Below are 14,362 nucleotides of genomic sequence, written 5' to 3' on the forward strand. Positions count from 1 at the left end.
GGAACGGGCGGCGGAGACGCCGTGCGGGTGACGGACCGTCAGCCCCGGGTGGCCGGCGCGTCGGCGGGCGCGCCGGCCTGGGCGGGCAGCGGCACGGCGGCCCGCTTGCGGCCCGGGATCAGCGCCGTGACCAGCACCGCCAGCACGGCCGCGCCGCAGCCCAGCGCCAGCGCGGTGCGGAAGCCGTCCTGCGAGGGCAGCCGGTACGGCCCGTAGGAGGTGGTCAGGTGCGAGAGCACCACGCCGACCACGGCCGAGGAGGTGGAGGTGCCGATCGAGCGCATCAGGGTGTTCAGCCCGTTGGCGGCGGCGGTCTCGGTGACCGGCACGGCGGACATGATCAGTGCCGGCATCGAGGCGTAGGCGAAGGCGATGCCGGTGCCGATCACCACCGAGACGATCAGCAGCTGCCAGGCGGCGCTCATCATGGCGATGCCCAGGGCGTAGCCGCAGGCGATCACCAGGCCGCCGATCAGCAGCGAGACCTTGGGCCCGGCCTTGGCCGAGAGCTTGGCGGAGAACGGCGAGACCGCCATCATCACCAGGCCGGAGGGGCCCATCACCAGGCCCGCCATCAGCATCGACTGCCCCAGCCCGTAGCCGGTGGCCCGGGGCATCTCCAGCAACTGCGGCAGGCAGAGCGACATCGCGTACATCGAGAAGCCGACCACCACCGAGGCCAGGTTGGTCAGCAGCACCTGCCGGCGCACGCTGACCCGCAGGTCGACCAGCGGCTGCGCGGTGCGCAGCTCCCACCAGGCCCAGGCGGGCAGCAGCAGCACGGTGACCGCGAGCAGGCCCAGGGTGGTGGCGCCGGTCCAGCCCCAGTCGCTGCCCTTGGAGACCGCGAGCAGCAGGCAGACCAGCGCGGCCGACAGCCCGACCGCGCCGACCAGGTCGAACCGGCCGCCGCTGCGCCGGGCCGACTCGGGCACCAGCGCCAGTACCAGCGCCAGCACCACCGCGCCCAGGCCGGCCGAGACCCAGAACAGCACGTGCCAGTCGGCGTGCTCGGCGATCGCCGCGGCGGCCGGCAGGCCGAGGGCCCCGCCGACGCCGAGCGAGGAGCTCATCAGCGCCATCGCCGAGCCCAGCCGCTCGGCCGGCAGTTCGTCGCGCATGATGCTGATGCCCAGCGGGATCACGCCGGCCGCGCAGCCCTGCAGCGCCCGGCCGACCACGATCGGCGCCAGCGCGGAGCTGACCGCGCAGACCACCGAGCCGGCCACCAGCACCACCAGGCTGAGCAGCAGCATCCGCCGCTTGCCGTACATGTCGCCGAGCCGCCCGAGCACCGGGGTGGCCACCGCGCCGGCCAGCAGGGTGGCGGTGATGGTCCAGGAGGCGTTGGCGGCGGAGGTGTGCAGCAGGCCGGGCAGCTGCGGGATGATCGGCACCACCAGGGTCTGCATCAGCGCCACCACGATGCCGGCCGCCGCCAGCACCGCGATGACGGCGTTGCCGCGCGGCGCGACCGCTGTTTCGCTCATGGCTCTTCCTCGCTGCTCTTCCTCGTTCCGGAGCCGCGACCGCGGCGATGTGCAGGATGCATATCGTGTGCATCATACATATCGAGCTCGGGCGGGGTAGCCTCGTCCGTGATCGACGGCAGGTGACGGGAGGACGGACCATGGCTCGGCACTCGCGGGAGGCCCTGGGCGTGGTGGAGCGCGAGCTGATCCTGCTCTCCCGGCACAGCCTGGGCGGCCGGGTGAGCGGCATGGAGCGGAAGCTGGACCGCTCCGCCTACCACCTGCTCAGCCGGATGCGGGTGCAGGGCCCGATGTCGATCGGCGAGCTGGCCGAGGCCTTCGGCCTGGACACCTCCACCGTCAACCGGCAGACCTCCGCGATGCTCCGGCTCGGCCTGGTCGAGCGGATCGCCGATCCGGACGGCGGCATCGCCCGCAAGCTGCGGATCACCGGGTCGGGCGCCGAGCAGCTGGCCGCCGACCGCGAGGCCACCCTGGACGGCATCGCCGAGCTGATCGCCGACTGGACCCCCGAGCAGGTCGCCGCGCTCTGCGAGAGCCTGATCCACTTCAACACCAGCATCGAGCGCCTGGAGGGCCGCCCCTGGCCCCGCGGTTAGCGCCGCGAGCCGCCCGGCGGAGTCCGGGTGGCGCTCCGTCAGGTGCCGGGCGAGGGTGGGAGACGGACCAGGTCCCCCCGCAGTCAGGTGATGCCCCATGACGCTGCCCTCCGCCTTCGGCTCCTCCGACCCGTTCGCCGACCTGTTCAGCCGCTTCTTCGGGATGAGCCCGCAGGCCTCCCCGCCGGCTGTGCAGCGGGTGCCGATCGGCCGGCTGCTCAGCGACTCGGCGCAGGAGCTGATCGAGGCCGCCGCCCAGCGGGCCGCCGAGGACGGCAGCACCGACCTGGACACCGGACACCTGCTGTGGGCGGCCACCCAGGTGGAGTCCTCCCGCCGGATGCTGGAGCGGGCCGGCATCGACCCCGACGAGCTGGCCGAGGACCTGCGCAGGGCGCTGCCCGCCGCCGCCGCGGGCCTCACCGAGGAGCCCTCGCTCACCCCGGCCGCCAAGCGGGTGCTGCTGGCCGCGCACGCCCGTTCGCAGGCCGCCGGCTCCTCCTACATCGGCCCCGAGCACCTGCTCGGCGCGCTGCTGGAGCAGGACCGCTCCGGAGCCGGGACGGCGCTGCGGGGCGTCGCCCCTTCGGACGGGGCGCTGCGCAAGGTGCTGGACGGCTACGGCACCGGCGGCGACCGCAGCAGCACCGGCGAGCACCCCAGCCAGACCCCCACCCTGGACGAGTACGGCCGCGACCTCACCGTGGAGGCCCGCTCCGGCAACCTGGACCCGGTGGTCGGCCGGGCCGAGGAGATCGAGCAGACCGTCGAGATCCTCTCCCGCCGGACCAAGAACAACCCGGTGCTGATCGGCGAGCCCGGCGTCGGCAAGACCGCCATCGTGGAGGGCCTGGCCCAGCGGATCGTCTCCGGCGACGTGCCGCAGACCCTCCGGGACCGCCGGGTGGTCACCCTGGACCTGACCGGCCTGGTGGCCGGCTCCAAGTACCGCGGCGAGTTCGAGGAGCGGCTGAAGAAGGTGATCGACGAGGTGATCGCCGCCGACCAGAGCGTCATCCTCTTCCTGGACGAGCTGCACACCGTGGTCGGCGCCGGCGGCGGTGGCGAGGGCTCGATGGACGCGGGCAACATCCTCAAGCCCGCGCTGGCCCGGGGTGAGCTCAGCGTGGTCGGCGCGACCACCCTGGACGAGTACCGCAAGCACATCGAGAAGGACGCCGCGCTGGAGCGCCGGTTCCAGCCGGTGCTGGTGCCCGAGCCGACCGTGGACGAGACGGTGCAGATCCTCGAGGGCCTGCGCGACCGCTACGAGGCCCACCACCAGGTGCGGTTCACCGACGAGGCGCTGGACGCCGCCGCCACCCTCTCCGACCGCTACGTCAGCGACCGGTTCCTGCCGGACAAGGCGATCGACCTGCTCGACCAGGCCGGCGCCCGGGTCCGGCTGCGCGACCTCGGCGCCTCCACCGAGGGCCAGGAGGTCAAGGACCGGATCGCCAAGCTGCGCCGCGAGCTGGACGAGGCCGTCGCCGAGGAGGACTTCGCCCGGGCCGCCGAGTTCAAGGCCGGCCTGCGGCAGGCCGAGGACGAGCTGGCCGAGGTGGCCGAGCAGCGCGAGGGCGTGGTCAGCGTCACCGCCGACGACATCGCCGAGGTGCTCTCCCGGCGCACCGGCATCCCGGTCGCCCAGCTCACCGAGACCGAGCGGGACCGGCTGCTGAAGCTGGAGGACACCCTGCACCAGAAGGTGATCGGCCAGGACGAGGCCGTCACCGCCGTCTCCCAGGCGGTCCGCCGCGGCCGGGCCGGGATGGGCGACCCGGACCGCCCGACCGGCTCCTTCCTCTTCCTCGGCCCGACCGGCGTCGGCAAGACCGAGCTGGCCAAGGCGCTGGCCGAACTGCTCTTCGGCGACCCGGAGCGGATGATCCGGTTCGACATGAGCGAGTTCCAGGAGAAGCACACCGTCTCCCGGCTGGTCGGCTCCCCGCCCGGCTACGTCGGCTACGACGAGGCCGGCCAGCTGACCGAGGCGGTGCGGCGCAAGCCGTACAGCGTGCTGCTCTTCGACGAGGTGGAGAAGGCCCACCCGGACGTCTTCAACCTGCTGCTCCAGGTGCTGGACGACGGGCGGCTGACGGACGCCCAGGGCCGCACGGTGGACTTCCGCAACACCGTGGTGATCATGACCAGCAACATCGGCTCCCGCCGGATCCTGGACCACCACGGCGACGTCGACGCGATCCGCGGCGACCTGATGAAGGACCTGGGCCAGCAGTTCCGCCCCGAGTTCCTGAACCGGATCGACGAGGTGATCGTCTTCCACGCGCTCACCCGGGCCGACCTGGTCCGGATCGTCGACCTGCTGCTGGACCGCAGCCGGCGCCGGCTCAAGGCCCAGGACGTCGACCTGGAGGTCACCGGTGAGGCCAAGGAGTGGCTGGCCAACCGCGGCTACCAGCCCGAGTTCGGCGCCCGGCCGCTGCGCCGCACCATCCAGTCCGAGCTGGACAACCGGATCGCCAACCTGCTGCTGGACGGCACCGTGCGCGAGGGTGACACCGTGCTCGCCTCGGTCCAGGACGGCGAGCTGACCTGCACGCTGGCCCGCCCCGCGGCGAGTGCGGAGGCCGGCGCGTGACCCGGCGGATCGTGGTCGGCGTGGACGGCTCGCCCGCCGCCAACGCCGCGCTGCGCTGGGCCGCCCGGCAGGCCGCCGCGACCGGCGCCGAGGTGGTGGAGGCGGTCGGCGTCTGGGAGCTGCCCAGCTACTACGCGCTGGCCGGCGGCGCTCTCCCGCCGCCGTCCGAGGAGCTGAACCCGCAGCGGCTCAGCGAGCAGATCCTGCACGACGCGGTGCTCGCCGTCCTGGGCGAGCAGCCGGCCGTCAAGGTCGCCGAGGTGGTGCTGCCCGGGCCGCCCGCCGCCGCGCTGCTGCGGCAGGCCGAGGGCGCCGAGCTGCTGGTGGTCGGCAGCCGGGGCCTGGGCGGCTTCGCCGGGGTGCTGCTCGGCTCGGTCAGCCGGCACGTGGTGGAGCACGCGCCCTGCCCCGCCGTGGTGGTGCGCGCCGAGTGGTCCGACGGCTCGGCCGGCTGAGCGGCCGTCCGGATGCCCGGTCATCCCGATCCCGGCCCCGGCGCCGGTGCCGACCGCGGCGCCGGTCCGCCCGGGCTGGACCGGCTGGAGGCGGTCACCGCCAACCGGATCGGCTGCTTCGAGTGGGACCCGGCCTCCGGCCGGTTCACCCTGGACGCGGTCGGCCTGGAGGTCTTCGACCTGCTCCCGGAGGAGTACGACGGGATGATCGCCGGGCTCAACCGGCGGATCCCGGTCGAGGAGGTGATCCGGCTGCACCGGCTGGGCGAGGACATCAAGGCCGGCCGCAGCGACTCCTACAGCAGCTACTTCCGGATCCGGCTGCGGGACGGCGCCACCCGCTGGACCCACACCCAGGGCCAGGTGCTGCGCGACCCCGCCGGCCCGGCGATCCGGGTGGTCGGGGTGATCCGGGACGCCACCCAGGAGCTGGCGCACTCCTCGATGCGGCTGATGGCCGAGGACGACCGCCAGCGCCAGGAGCACGCGCTGCGCGAGGTGGCGGCCGCGCTCGGCGAGGCGCTCACCGTGGACGACGTGGTCGCGGTGCTGACGGACAGCCAGAGCCGGCGCCGGCTCGCCGCCCAGGGCATCACGCTGGGAGTGGTGGACCAGGGCCGGCTCCGGCTGGTCGGCGCGGTGGGCCGGCTGCCGGTGAAGGTCGGGCACCGCTCCCGGCTCACCGAGTCCTGGCCGCTGAACGACGTGGTGCGGTCCGGCGAGCCCGCCTTCTTCACCTCCCGGGAGTCCTTCGTGCGGCGCTACCCGGGGCTCGGCGAGCAGCTGGCCGACGGCAAGGCCACCGCCGCCGCCTTCCTGCCGCTGATCGCCCAGGGCCGCCCGATCGGCGCGCTCGCCCTGATCTACGAGGGCAAGCGCTCCTTCACCTCCGAGGACCGCACCCTGCTCACCACGCTGACCAGCGCGATCGGCCAGTCGCTGCAGCGGGCCATGCTGGTGGACCAGTCCCGGGAGATCGCGGCCGGCCTGCAGAACGCGATGCTGCCGCGCCGGCTGCCGCAGCTGCGCGGCGGCAGCATGGCCGTGCGCTACCGCACCGCCCGGGTCGGCACCTGGATCGGCGGTGACTGGTACGACGCGGTGGCGCTGGCCGAGGACGCCGTCGGGGTGGCGATCGGCGACGTGCAGGGGCACGACACCGAGGCGGCCGCGATCATGGGCCAGCTGCGGATCGCGATGACCGCCTACGCGGCCGAGGGCCACAGCGCCGCCAGCGTGCTCTCCCGGGCCTCCGCCTTCCTGGCCGACCTGCCCGCCGAGCGGTTCGCCACCTGCCTCTACGCCCAGGTGGCGCTCGGCACCGGCGAGGCCTGGCTGGCCAACGCCGGCCACCTGCCGCCGCTGGTCCGCCGGGCCGACGGCGCGGTGCTGCGGCTGGACCTGCCCACCGGGCTGCCGCTGGGCCTGCCCGCCGACTGGGGCGGCGGCTACCCCGCCACCGCCTTCCAGCTGGAGCGCGGCGACACCCTGCTGCTGTACAGCGACGGGCTGGTCGAGCGGCCCGGCGAGGACCTGGAGCTGGGGCTGCGCCGGCTGGCCGAGGTGTTCGCGGCCGGGCCGGAGCCGCTGCCCGCGCTGGCCGACCACGTCCGGGACACCCTCACCGAGCGGCTGGAGGCGGAGGACGACGCGGCGCTGCTGCTGCTCCGCCGGGAGTGAGCGGTCGCTCAGCGGCGGAGCAGCAGCAGGAGCGCGGCGGCGGCCGCCCCGGCCGGCTCGCCGCCGGACAGGAAGCCGACGCGACGGTGTGAGGCGTCGAAGACGGTGTTGTCCTTCAGGAAGCCCACGCGCCGGTGCGACGCGTCGAAGACGGTGTCCATGCCTGCCCCCTGTCGGCTCGGGATCCGGGTCCTCGTCAAGGCTTAGCCGATCGGCGGTCGCCGCGGTAGCGGTTTACCGGGCTCGGCCCGCCCACCGGGGTACGGATGGCGTCAAGGAAGGCGCCGATCGCGTAGCGCCCGCGTCAAGGAACGGTCCCGTCGCGGCCGCGTGGGGATGCAATGGAGGCGCCCGAACGGATCGGGCGGATCAGGAGGCGGGGAGCCATGGACACCGGGGTACGCGTGATCGCCGGAGCGGACCGTTCGTCGAGGGTGTCGGCCGCCGTGCCGCGGGCTGCCTCGGAGGCCGCGCTGCGGTGGGAGGAGCCGCTGGGGGAGCCGGCGGAGGAACCGGAGCCGGCGCCGGCCCCGGTGCACTGCCGGATCGAACTGGCCTACCTGGACTGACGAGGCGGCATCAGCACAGGCGGACGAGCCGTCAGTCGATCGTGCAGTCGCCCGGCTTGCTGCCCTCCGGGCAGGGCTGGCGGGTCACCGTCTTGGCGAACTCCACCCCGGCGTCGGCCAGCGACTGCGGGATCTTGTCCTGCCAGAGCGGGCTCTCGGCGACGGTGGACCAGCCGGCCACGCCGAGCGGCGGCTGCTCCCGGGTGACGGTGATCGGCACACCCGACTGGCCCGCGTGGTACTGGTCCAGGGTGGCGTTGGCGGCCACGATCTGGAGGTAGGTGCCGTTCGGCCGGATCAGCTTGACCCCGATGTCGTAGAGGCCGACCACGTCGGTGCCGGTGACGTAGGCGAGCAGCTTGTCGCCGTCGGGCAGCTGGGTCAGGGTGCAGGAGGGCTTGAGGTAGCCCGGCTTGCGCGGGCCCTCGTCGCCGCCGCCGGTCCAGCCGGTGCAGGTGTCGAAGCCGGAGGGCATGTTGGTGAGCGACTGCGAGAGGGTCACCATCACGGTGGAGGCACCCTGGCCGTCGTCGTACTGGAGTTCGATGTAGTGCGAGGGTCCCCGGTTGTCGGCCTTCACCGCGTAGGTGTTCAGGTTGAACAGCTTGCCGCCGGGCGGCAGCTGGTCGTTGAGGATCTTCAGCATCGCCTGCCAGCTCAGGTCCGCCGTGGCCGCCTCGGGGGTGGGCGACGGGGAGGCGGTGGCGCTGGCGCTCGGGGACGGGCTGGCGGCGGCGGTCGGGCTGGAGACCGCGCCCACCGAGGCGTGCGGGCGGGGCGTGCCGGCGGCCGACACCGTGTGCTGCGGCCCCCCGGTCAGCAGCGCACCCCCGGCCACCAGCGCGGCCACCGTGGCGGCGGCGCCCGTGGCCTGCAGCGTGCGCCGCACCCGGCGCCGGCGGCGGCCGAGCCGGCCGGCCTCGGCGACCATCTCCGGCACCGGCGGCCGCAGCTCGTCCACGCTGCTCTGCAGGATCCTGCTCAGGTCGTCTTCGTCAAGGCTCATTTGTTCGGACCCCTCGTGGTCTCATGCCCGGTCAGTCACGGAACAGCAGTGCGCGGTCCGGGCCCAGCAGCTCGCGCAGCCGGGCCAGCGATCGCGTGTTCAGGCTCTTGACGGCACTCGGGCTGGTGTTCAGCATCTCGGCCACCGCCTCGGTGCTGTGGTCCTCCAGGTACCGCAGCACCACCACCGCCCGGTTGCGCGGCGGCAGCTGACGGAGCGCCTGGAGCAGCGTCAGCCGCAGCTCCGCCGTGGCGCCGTCGCCGGCCGCCGCCGTCTCCGGGAGCTCGGCCACCGCCAGCTCGCCGGAACGGCGCAGCCGACGCTGCGACAGGTAGCTGTTCAGCAGCACCTTGCGGGCGTAGGCGTCCAGCCCGGATTCCGGGACCTGGCGCTGCAGCCGCCCCCAGGAGGCGTAGAGCTTCCCGAGGGCGATCTGCACGAGATCCTGCGCCTGGTGCCAGTCCCCGCAGATCAGGTAGCCGACCTGGAAGAGCCTGCGGGCCCGTGAGGAGGCGAACTCCTCGAAACTGAGCACCTCTTGCATGTCGATTCCCCGGGGTCGTGCGGTGTGCCGTTCGGCCGTCGTGAAAGAAGACGCCGCGGTTCGCCCAGGGGTATCACGGGGATTCGATCCAATGTCCGCCCAGGTCAGCCGACCGGCTCGGTGACCAGGCCGGCGGGGGCCGGCTCGGCGGACTCCGGCGCGGGCGCGGCCTTGCGGGGCAGCGCGAACATCAGCAGCAGCGCCACCGCCAGGCCGGCCATCAGCCAGCTGAGGGTGTGCCGGAAGGCGTGGCCGAAGACCAGGGCGATCGGGGAACCCGGGCGGGCCGAGTCCACCACCGGGAAGAAGACCACCGAGACCAGGCCGAGGCCGAGCGCGTTGCCCAGCTGCTGGGTGGTGTTGAGCAGGCCGGAGGCGGAACCGGCCTCCGACTTGGGCACCTCGGCCAGCACAGCGTCGGTCAGCGGTGCCACGATCAGGCCCATGCCGAGCCCCATCACCGCCAGCGGCAGCGCCATCTGCCAGGAGTGGATGCCGGCGCCGTAGCGGCTGTCCTCCCAGACGTAGATCACCATGCCCAGCGCCATCACCAGCGCGCCGGCCTGCAGCACCTTGCGGCCGAACCGCGGCACCAGCTGTTGCACCGAGAGCCCGGCGGCCAGCGAGACCGCGATCGAGAACGGGATGCCGGTCAGACCGGCCCGCAGCGGGCTCCAGCCGAGGCCGAGCTGCATGTAGAGGGTCCAGACCAGGAAGAAGATGCCCAGCACCACGCCGAAGACCAGCTGCACGCCCAGGCCGGCCGCGAAGCTGCGCACCCGGAAGAGCGAGAGCTCCACCAGCGGCGAGCCGTCCCGCCGGGTCTTGACCCGCTCCCAGTACACGAAGCCGACCAGCACCGGCACGCTCAGCACCATCGAGACGAAGCCCCAGAGCGGCCAGTGCGACTCCCGGCCCTGGGTCAGCGGGTAGAGCAGCATCAGCAGGCCGAGCGCGCCGAGCGCCACGCCGACCAGGTCGAGCCGGAGGCTGTGCGGGGCCTTGGACTCGTCGATGAACCGGCGGCCGAGCAGCAGGCCGGCGATGCCGACCGGCAGGTTGATCAGGAAGATCGGCCGCCACTCCAGGCCGGCCAGGTTCCACTCGGTGAGCAGCGCGCCCAGCAGCGGCCCGCTGACCGCGCCGAGGCCGACCACCGCGCCGAACATGCCGAACACCTTGCCGCGCTCCTCGGCGGGGAAGGTGGCGTGGATGATCGCCAGCACCTGGGGCACCATCAGCGCCGCGGTCGCGCCCTGCAGCACCCGGGTGGCCACCAGCATCGTCGGCCCGTCGGCCAGGCCGCAGAGCACGGAGGCCAGGGTGAAGCCGGTGACGCCGATCAGGAAGATCCGCTTGCGGCCGTAGATGTCGCCGAGCCGCCCGCCGGTGATCAGGCCGATCGCGAAGGCCAGCGCGTAGCCGCCGGTCACCCACTGGATCGCGCTGAACGAGGCGTGCAGGTCGCGCTGGATGCTCGGCACGGCCACGTTGACGATGGTGACGTCCACCAGGTCCATGAACGAGGCCGTCATCACGATCGCCAGGGCGATCCACCGTCTCCGGTCGGAGGCGGGCGGGGAGTCGGACAGAGCGGTGGTCATGGCGGCCTCTCGAATCGGTCGTCTGTTCGGCACTTCCGTCACACTAGAGGTCCTATAGGACAGATCCTGTCCTGATCCTCGGCCATGCTGGAAGCATGGCCGACACCTCAGCACGACTGCTGACCCTGCTCTCACTACTGCAGCGGTCGCGCGAATGGCCGGGAAGTGAACTGGCCGACCGGCTCGGGGTCACCGGGCGCACCATCCGGCGCGACATCGACCGGCTGCGCGAACTCGGCTACCCGGTGCAGGCGAGCCGCGGCTCCGAGGGCGGCTACCGGCTGGCGGCGGGCAAGGCGATGCCGCCGCTGCTGCTGGACGACGAGGAGGCGGTGGCGATGGCGGTCGGCCTGCGCGGGGCGGCCAGCAGTGCGGTCGCCGGGGTGGAGGACGCCTCGGTGCGGGCGCTGGCCAAGCTGGAGCAGGTGCTGCCGTCCAGGCTGCGGCACCGGGTGACCACCATCTCCGGCGCCACGGTGCCGCTCGCCGGCGGCGGCGACCCGGTCGACCCCGACGTGCTGAGCGTGCTGGCCGGCGCGGTGGCCGGCCGCGAGCGGGTCCGGTTCGGCTACCAGGCGGGCGACGGCGCGCGCAGCCGCCGGCTGGTCGAGCCGCACCGGCTGGTCGCCACCGGGCGGCGCTGGTACCTGGTCGCCTTCGACAACGACCGCGAGGACTGGCGCACCTTCCGGGTCGACCGCCTGGCCGACCCGCGGCCCACCGGCGTCCGGGTCCCCGAGCGCGAGCTGCCCGCCCCCGACGCCGCCGCCTACGTCGAGCGCAGCCTGCGGCTGCGCGCCGCCACGGTCCGCGCCGTGGTCCTGCTCGACCTCCCGCTGGCGGAGGCCCGGCGCCGCCTCGGCCACGCCCCGGTCGAGCTCGAACCCGTCGACGCCCAGCGCTGCCGGGCCCGCACCGCCGCCGAGACGGCGGACTGGCTGGCCTTCCGGCTGCTCTCCCTCGGCTGCGACTTCAAGGTCGAGCAGCCCCCCGAACTCGCCGAGCACCTGCGCGAAATGGGCGCCCGGCTGACCCGCGCGGGCGAGCCCCGGTGAGCTCGCCCGGTGGGTCGCGGGTGGCTGTCGGCGGGCGGGGCTAGAGTCCCGAACCGAACGGGGCCGGGCTGAGGGAGCATCAGGGATGAAGAACGACGAGCTGGTCGTCAACGGGCCGTGCTGGGTGGAGCTGTCCACCAGCGACGCGGCCTCGGCCACCACCTTCTACACCGGGCTGTTCGGGTGGCGGGCCGAGACCGACCCGCGGCCGGAGGCCGGCGGCTACACGATGCTGTCGCTGGCGGACGGGCCGGTGGCCGCCCTGGCGCCGCAGTACCAGGAGGGGAGGCCGACGGCGTGGCTGGTCTCCTTCCAGGTGGCCTCCGCCGACGGAATGGCCGACCAGGTGCGCGAGGCCGGGGGCACGGTGCAACTCGGGCCGATGGACGTCTTCGAGCTGGGCCGGTTCGCGGTCTGCGCCGACCCGGCCGGGGCGGTCTTCTCGATCTGGGAGCCGAAGGACTTCCGGGGCGCCGCGGTGGTCAACCGCCCGAACTCGCTGGGCTGGGTGGAGCTGCACACCCGGGACGTGGCCGCGTGCACCGCGTTCTACCCGCGGGTGTTCGGCTGGAGCGTCTCGCCGAGCGAGTACTACACGCAGTGGGGCCTGGGCGGTGCGGACTTCGGCGGGATGGCGCGGCTGGACGAGTCGCTGCCGCCGGAGGTGCCGCCGCACTGGCTGCCGTACTTCTCGGTCGCGGACGTGGACGCCACCGTCCACAAGGCGGTCGGGCACGGCGCCGAGCGCGTGATGGGTCCGGCGGACGTGCCGGGCGGCCCGCGGATCGCGGTGCTGAGGGACCTTCAGGGCGCCTCCTTCGGCGTGTACCTGGCGGGTACCGAGGGGTAGCCGAAACCCCTTTCCGGCCTGCGCCGCCCCTGGGCTATCGTCGGACGGTCGGTTCGGCGTCGAAGGGGAGGGGTGGGGGTGCGGCCTGGCTCCCGTTCCGCGTCCGAGTACGAGATACGCACGCTGCTGCGCGGTGCCTTCCGGGCCCGCGGGCCGTTCTGGCGCCCGGTCGACCGGGCGCGCAGCCGGGCCCGGCTGCTGCTCCTGCTCGGCCTGCTGGCCGCGGTGCTGTTCGGCTGCGCGGTGGCCGGCCAAGGGGTGTCCGCCGCCCCCGACCGGGCCAGGGCCGAGGCGCACCGGGCGCACCTGGTGGACGCCGAGGTGCTCGGCCCGGTGCACCAAGAGGCCGGTGCCGTGGTCACCCGGTTCCGGGTCGGCGAGCTGGTCACGGTGCGCTGGACCTACCCGGCCTTCCACCTGATGCAGGGCCGGGTGGACCTGCCCGTCCCGGCCCGCACCGGCTCCACCATCCAGCTCTGGGTGGACGACGGCGGCCGGCTCTCCGACCCGCCGCAGGGCACCCCCTGGCTGGTGCTGCTCTCGCTCGGCACCGGCGCCGCCGGCTGGCTGGTGCTCAGCGCGGCGGCGCTCGCCCTCTTCGGCCTCTACGGCCGGCTGCTGCGGCGGCGCACCGAGCGGTACTGGGCGGCCGGCTGGGCCGCCGTCGAACCGCACTGGTCCGGCCGGGCGCGGCGCTGACCGGCTGATCGCCCGTCAGCGCAGCGGCGGCAGCTCCGTCCGCAGCCGCTGCCCCAGCCGGTCCAGCGCCCTGGTCATCGCGGCCGCCTCCGCCGGTTCGAGCGCGGCGCCCAGCAGCCGGTCCAGCTCGGCGGTGTGCGCGGCCGCGGCCAGCCGCAGCGTCTCCTCGCCCCGCCCGGTGAGCAGCACCAGCTGCACCCGGCGGTCCTGCGGCGAGGGCTTGCGGGTGACCAGCTCAGCCTCCACCATCCGGTCCACCAGCCGGGTCGCCCCGCCGCTGGTCAGCACCAGCCGCTCGCAGAGCGCCCCGACCGGCGTGCCCTGCGGCTGGTCGGCCAGGATCAGCAGCACCTCGAAGACCGAGTGGCTGATCCCGGCCTCGCGCTGGATGGCCGCGCCCAGGAACCGCTCCAGCAGCGCGGAGGTGTGGAAGAGCACCCCGGCCGCGCGGATCCGGGGATCCTCGGTGGGCCGGCCGGCCCCGGGCTGCGGCCCGGCCATCAGTAGCCGCAGGTGAAGCGGTGGCCGCGGTGGGCGGGGCGCTCGATCTCGTCCAGCAGGGCGACCGCGTAGTCCTCGGCGCTGATCCGGCTCTCGCCGTCCGCGCCGATCACCAGCTCCTCGCCGCCGGTGCGGTAGTCGCCGGTGCGCTCGCCGGGCGCGATGAGGCCGGCCGGGCTGAGGTTGGTCCAGTCGACGTCGTCGACCGTGCGGTAGAAGTCGAGCGCGTCGCCGTGCGCGTGCATGATCTGCAGCAGCCAGTCCGGCAGGCCCTCGGCGTCCCAGACCTGCTTGCCGTCGGGGGTGCGCAGCGACCCGGCGCCGCCGACCGCGATCAGCCGCGGCGCGCCCGCGCCGAGCTCGCGCAGCCCGGCCACCAGGGAGCGGGCGGAGGGCTCGATGGTGGCCAGGTGGCCCGGGCCGTCGCCGCCGCCGACCGCGCTGACCAGCACGTCCTGGCCGGCGGCGACCTTGGCGACGGAGGCCGGGTCGAGCACGTCACCGGCGGTCACGGTCAGCGCCGGGTGCTGCTCGGTGACCTTGGCCGGGTCGCGGACCACGGCGGTGACCTGGTGGCCGCGGTTCAGCGCCTCGCGGACGATGCGGCTTCCGATGGTGCCGTTGGCACCGAAGACGGCGATGGTGGACATCTCGGCGGTCCTCTCCTAGGTACGGGGTGTTACCTGACTCAACAGTACCTGACTG

General features: G+C 74.1%; 15 protein-coding genes. 8 read left to right on the plus strand and 7 right to left on the minus strand.

Annotated features, from left to right (window positions below; all coding sequences use genetic code 11):
* Window positions 1-38: 38 nt before the first annotated feature.
* A complete protein-coding gene (locus tag ACFYNO_RS13080) occupies window positions 39-1,490 on the minus strand; it encodes an MFS transporter (protein WP_388010085.1) in 1,452 nt (483 codons plus the stop codon).
* A 140-nt stretch (window positions 1,491-1,630) separates the two neighbouring features.
* Between ACFYNO_RS13080 and ACFYNO_RS13085 the strand changes: the two genes are divergently transcribed.
* From ACFYNO_RS13085 to ACFYNO_RS13100, 4 genes are all read left to right on the plus strand, one after another.
* Complete coding sequence (locus tag ACFYNO_RS13085) at window positions 1,631-2,092, plus strand: MarR family winged helix-turn-helix transcriptional regulator (RefSeq protein WP_388010088.1); 462 nt, start codon at window positions 1,631-1,633, stop codon at window positions 2,090-2,092.
* 97 nt (window positions 2,093-2,189) lie between these two features.
* On the plus strand, window positions 2,190-4,694 hold the full coding sequence (locus ACFYNO_RS13090; RefSeq protein ID WP_388010091.1) for an ATP-dependent Clp protease ATP-binding subunit: 2,505 nt from the start codon (window positions 2,190-2,192) through the stop codon (window positions 4,692-4,694).
* Entirely contained in the window at window positions 4,691-5,149 is a 459-nt protein-coding gene (locus ACFYNO_RS13095; RefSeq protein ID WP_388010094.1) for a universal stress protein, read from the plus strand. Before ACFYNO_RS13090 ends, ACFYNO_RS13095 begins: the two co-directional genes overlap by 4 nt.
* A 12-nt stretch (window positions 5,150-5,161) precedes the next feature.
* Window positions 5,162-6,829, plus strand: a complete 1,668-nt coding sequence (locus ACFYNO_RS13100) for a SpoIIE family protein phosphatase (RefSeq protein ID WP_388010097.1) — start codon at window positions 5,162-5,164, stop codon at window positions 6,827-6,829.
* A gap of 8 nt (window positions 6,830-6,837) precedes the next feature.
* Here the strand turns inward: ACFYNO_RS13100 and ACFYNO_RS13105 are convergent, their stop codons facing one another.
* Window positions 6,838-6,990 carry a hypothetical protein gene (locus ACFYNO_RS13105; protein ID WP_388010100.1) on the minus strand — a complete coding sequence of 51 codons (153 nt, stop codon included), beginning with the start codon at window positions 6,988-6,990 and terminating at the stop codon, window positions 6,838-6,840.
* 225 nt (window positions 6,991-7,215) lie between these two features.
* Between ACFYNO_RS13105 and ACFYNO_RS13110 the strand changes: the two genes are divergently transcribed.
* Window positions 7,216-7,398 (plus strand): hypothetical protein, encoded by a 183-nt coding sequence (locus tag ACFYNO_RS13110; RefSeq protein WP_388010103.1) that lies wholly within the window; start codon window positions 7,216-7,218, stop codon window positions 7,396-7,398.
* Between the two features lie 31 nt (window positions 7,399-7,429).
* On the opposite strand, the gene ACFYNO_RS13115 is transcribed toward ACFYNO_RS13110, so the two are convergent.
* The 3 genes from ACFYNO_RS13115 to ACFYNO_RS13125 all read right to left on the minus strand — a co-directional run bounded on the left by ACFYNO_RS13115 (window position 7,430) and on the right by ACFYNO_RS13125 (window position 10,552).
* Window positions 7,430-8,404: a hypothetical protein gene (locus tag ACFYNO_RS13115; protein WP_388010106.1), complete on the minus strand. Its 975-nt coding sequence runs from the start codon at window positions 8,402-8,404 to the stop codon at window positions 7,430-7,432.
* A 31-nt stretch (window positions 8,405-8,435) separates the two neighbouring features.
* Window positions 8,436-8,948 (minus strand): SigE family RNA polymerase sigma factor, encoded by a 513-nt coding sequence (locus ACFYNO_RS13120; RefSeq protein WP_388010109.1) that lies wholly within the window; start codon window positions 8,946-8,948, stop codon window positions 8,436-8,438.
* A gap of 104 nt (window positions 8,949-9,052) precedes the next feature.
* On the minus strand, window positions 9,053-10,552 hold the full coding sequence (locus ACFYNO_RS13125; RefSeq protein ID WP_388010112.1) for an MFS transporter: 1,500 nt from the start codon (window positions 10,550-10,552) through the stop codon (window positions 9,053-9,055).
* A 95-nt stretch (window positions 10,553-10,647) separates the two neighbouring features.
* Between ACFYNO_RS13125 and ACFYNO_RS13130 the strand changes: the two genes are divergently transcribed.
* From ACFYNO_RS13130 to ACFYNO_RS13140, 3 genes are all read left to right on the plus strand, one after another.
* Entirely contained in the window at window positions 10,648-11,607 is a 960-nt protein-coding gene (locus ACFYNO_RS13130; protein WP_388010115.1) for a helix-turn-helix transcriptional regulator, read from the plus strand.
* Window positions 11,608-11,692: 85 nt separating this feature from the next.
* Complete coding sequence (locus ACFYNO_RS13135; RefSeq protein ID WP_388010118.1) at window positions 11,693-12,457, plus strand: VOC family protein; 765 nt, start codon at window positions 11,693-11,695, stop codon at window positions 12,455-12,457.
* Window positions 12,458-12,535: 78 nt separating this feature from the next.
* The gene (locus ACFYNO_RS13140; protein ID WP_388010121.1) at window positions 12,536-13,156 is read left to right on the plus strand and encodes a hypothetical protein; all 621 of its coding nucleotides are present in this window, start codon (window positions 12,536-12,538) and stop codon (window positions 13,154-13,156) included.
* A gap of 15 nt (window positions 13,157-13,171) precedes the next feature.
* On the opposite strand, the gene ACFYNO_RS13145 is transcribed toward ACFYNO_RS13140, so the two are convergent.
* Window positions 13,172-13,657: a MarR family winged helix-turn-helix transcriptional regulator gene (locus ACFYNO_RS13145; protein WP_388010124.1), complete on the minus strand. Its 486-nt coding sequence runs from the start codon at window positions 13,655-13,657 to the stop codon at window positions 13,172-13,174.
* On the minus strand, window positions 13,657-14,307 hold the full coding sequence (locus ACFYNO_RS13150; protein WP_388010127.1) for an NAD(P)-dependent oxidoreductase: 651 nt from the start codon (window positions 14,305-14,307) through the stop codon (window positions 13,657-13,659). The genes ACFYNO_RS13145 and ACFYNO_RS13150 overlap by 1 nt, the downstream gene beginning before the upstream one ends.
* Window positions 14,308-14,362: the final 55 nt, after the last annotated feature.

Source organism: Kitasatospora sp. NPDC006697, from assembly GCF_042869935.1.
Lineage (GTDB): Bacteria > Actinomycetota > Actinomycetes > Streptomycetales > Streptomycetaceae > Kitasatospora.

Coding starts and splice junctions, on each gene's coding strand:
- ACFYNO_RS13080 (WP_388010085.1), bottom strand. CDS start 1,490: ATGAGCGAAACAGCGGTCGCGCCGCGCGGCAACGCCGTCATCGCGGTG.
- ACFYNO_RS13085 (WP_388010088.1), top strand. CDS start 1,631: ATGGCTCGGCACTCGCGGGAGGCCCTGGGCGTGGTGGAGCGCGAGCTG.
- ACFYNO_RS13090 (WP_388010091.1), top strand. CDS start 2,190: ATGACGCTGCCCTCCGCCTTCGGCTCCTCCGACCCGTTCGCCGACCTG.
- ACFYNO_RS13100 (WP_388010097.1), top strand. CDS start 5,162: ATGCCCGGTCATCCCGATCCCGGCCCCGGCGCCGGTGCCGACCGCGGC.
- ACFYNO_RS13105 (WP_388010100.1), bottom strand. CDS start 6,990: ATGGACACCGTCTTCGACGCGTCGCACCGGCGCGTGGGCTTCCTGAAG.
- ACFYNO_RS13110 (WP_388010103.1), top strand. CDS start 7,216: ATGGACACCGGGGTACGCGTGATCGCCGGAGCGGACCGTTCGTCGAGG.
- ACFYNO_RS13115 (WP_388010106.1), bottom strand. CDS start 8,404: ATGAGCCTTGACGAAGACGACCTGAGCAGGATCCTGCAGAGCAGCGTG.
- ACFYNO_RS13120 (WP_388010109.1), bottom strand. CDS start 8,948: ATGCAAGAGGTGCTCAGTTTCGAGGAGTTCGCCTCCTCACGGGCCCGC.
- ACFYNO_RS13125 (WP_388010112.1), bottom strand. CDS start 10,552: ATGACCACCGCTCTGTCCGACTCCCCGCCCGCCTCCGACCGGAGACGG.
- ACFYNO_RS13130 (WP_388010115.1), top strand. CDS start 10,648: ATGGCCGACACCTCAGCACGACTGCTGACCCTGCTCTCACTACTGCAG.
- ACFYNO_RS13135 (WP_388010118.1), top strand. CDS start 11,693: ATGAAGAACGACGAGCTGGTCGTCAACGGGCCGTGCTGGGTGGAGCTG.
- ACFYNO_RS13145 (WP_388010124.1), bottom strand. CDS start 13,657: ATGGCCGGGCCGCAGCCCGGGGCCGGCCGGCCCACCGAGGATCCCCGG.
- ACFYNO_RS13150 (WP_388010127.1), bottom strand. CDS start 14,307: ATGTCCACCATCGCCGTCTTCGGTGCCAACGGCACCATCGGAAGCCGC.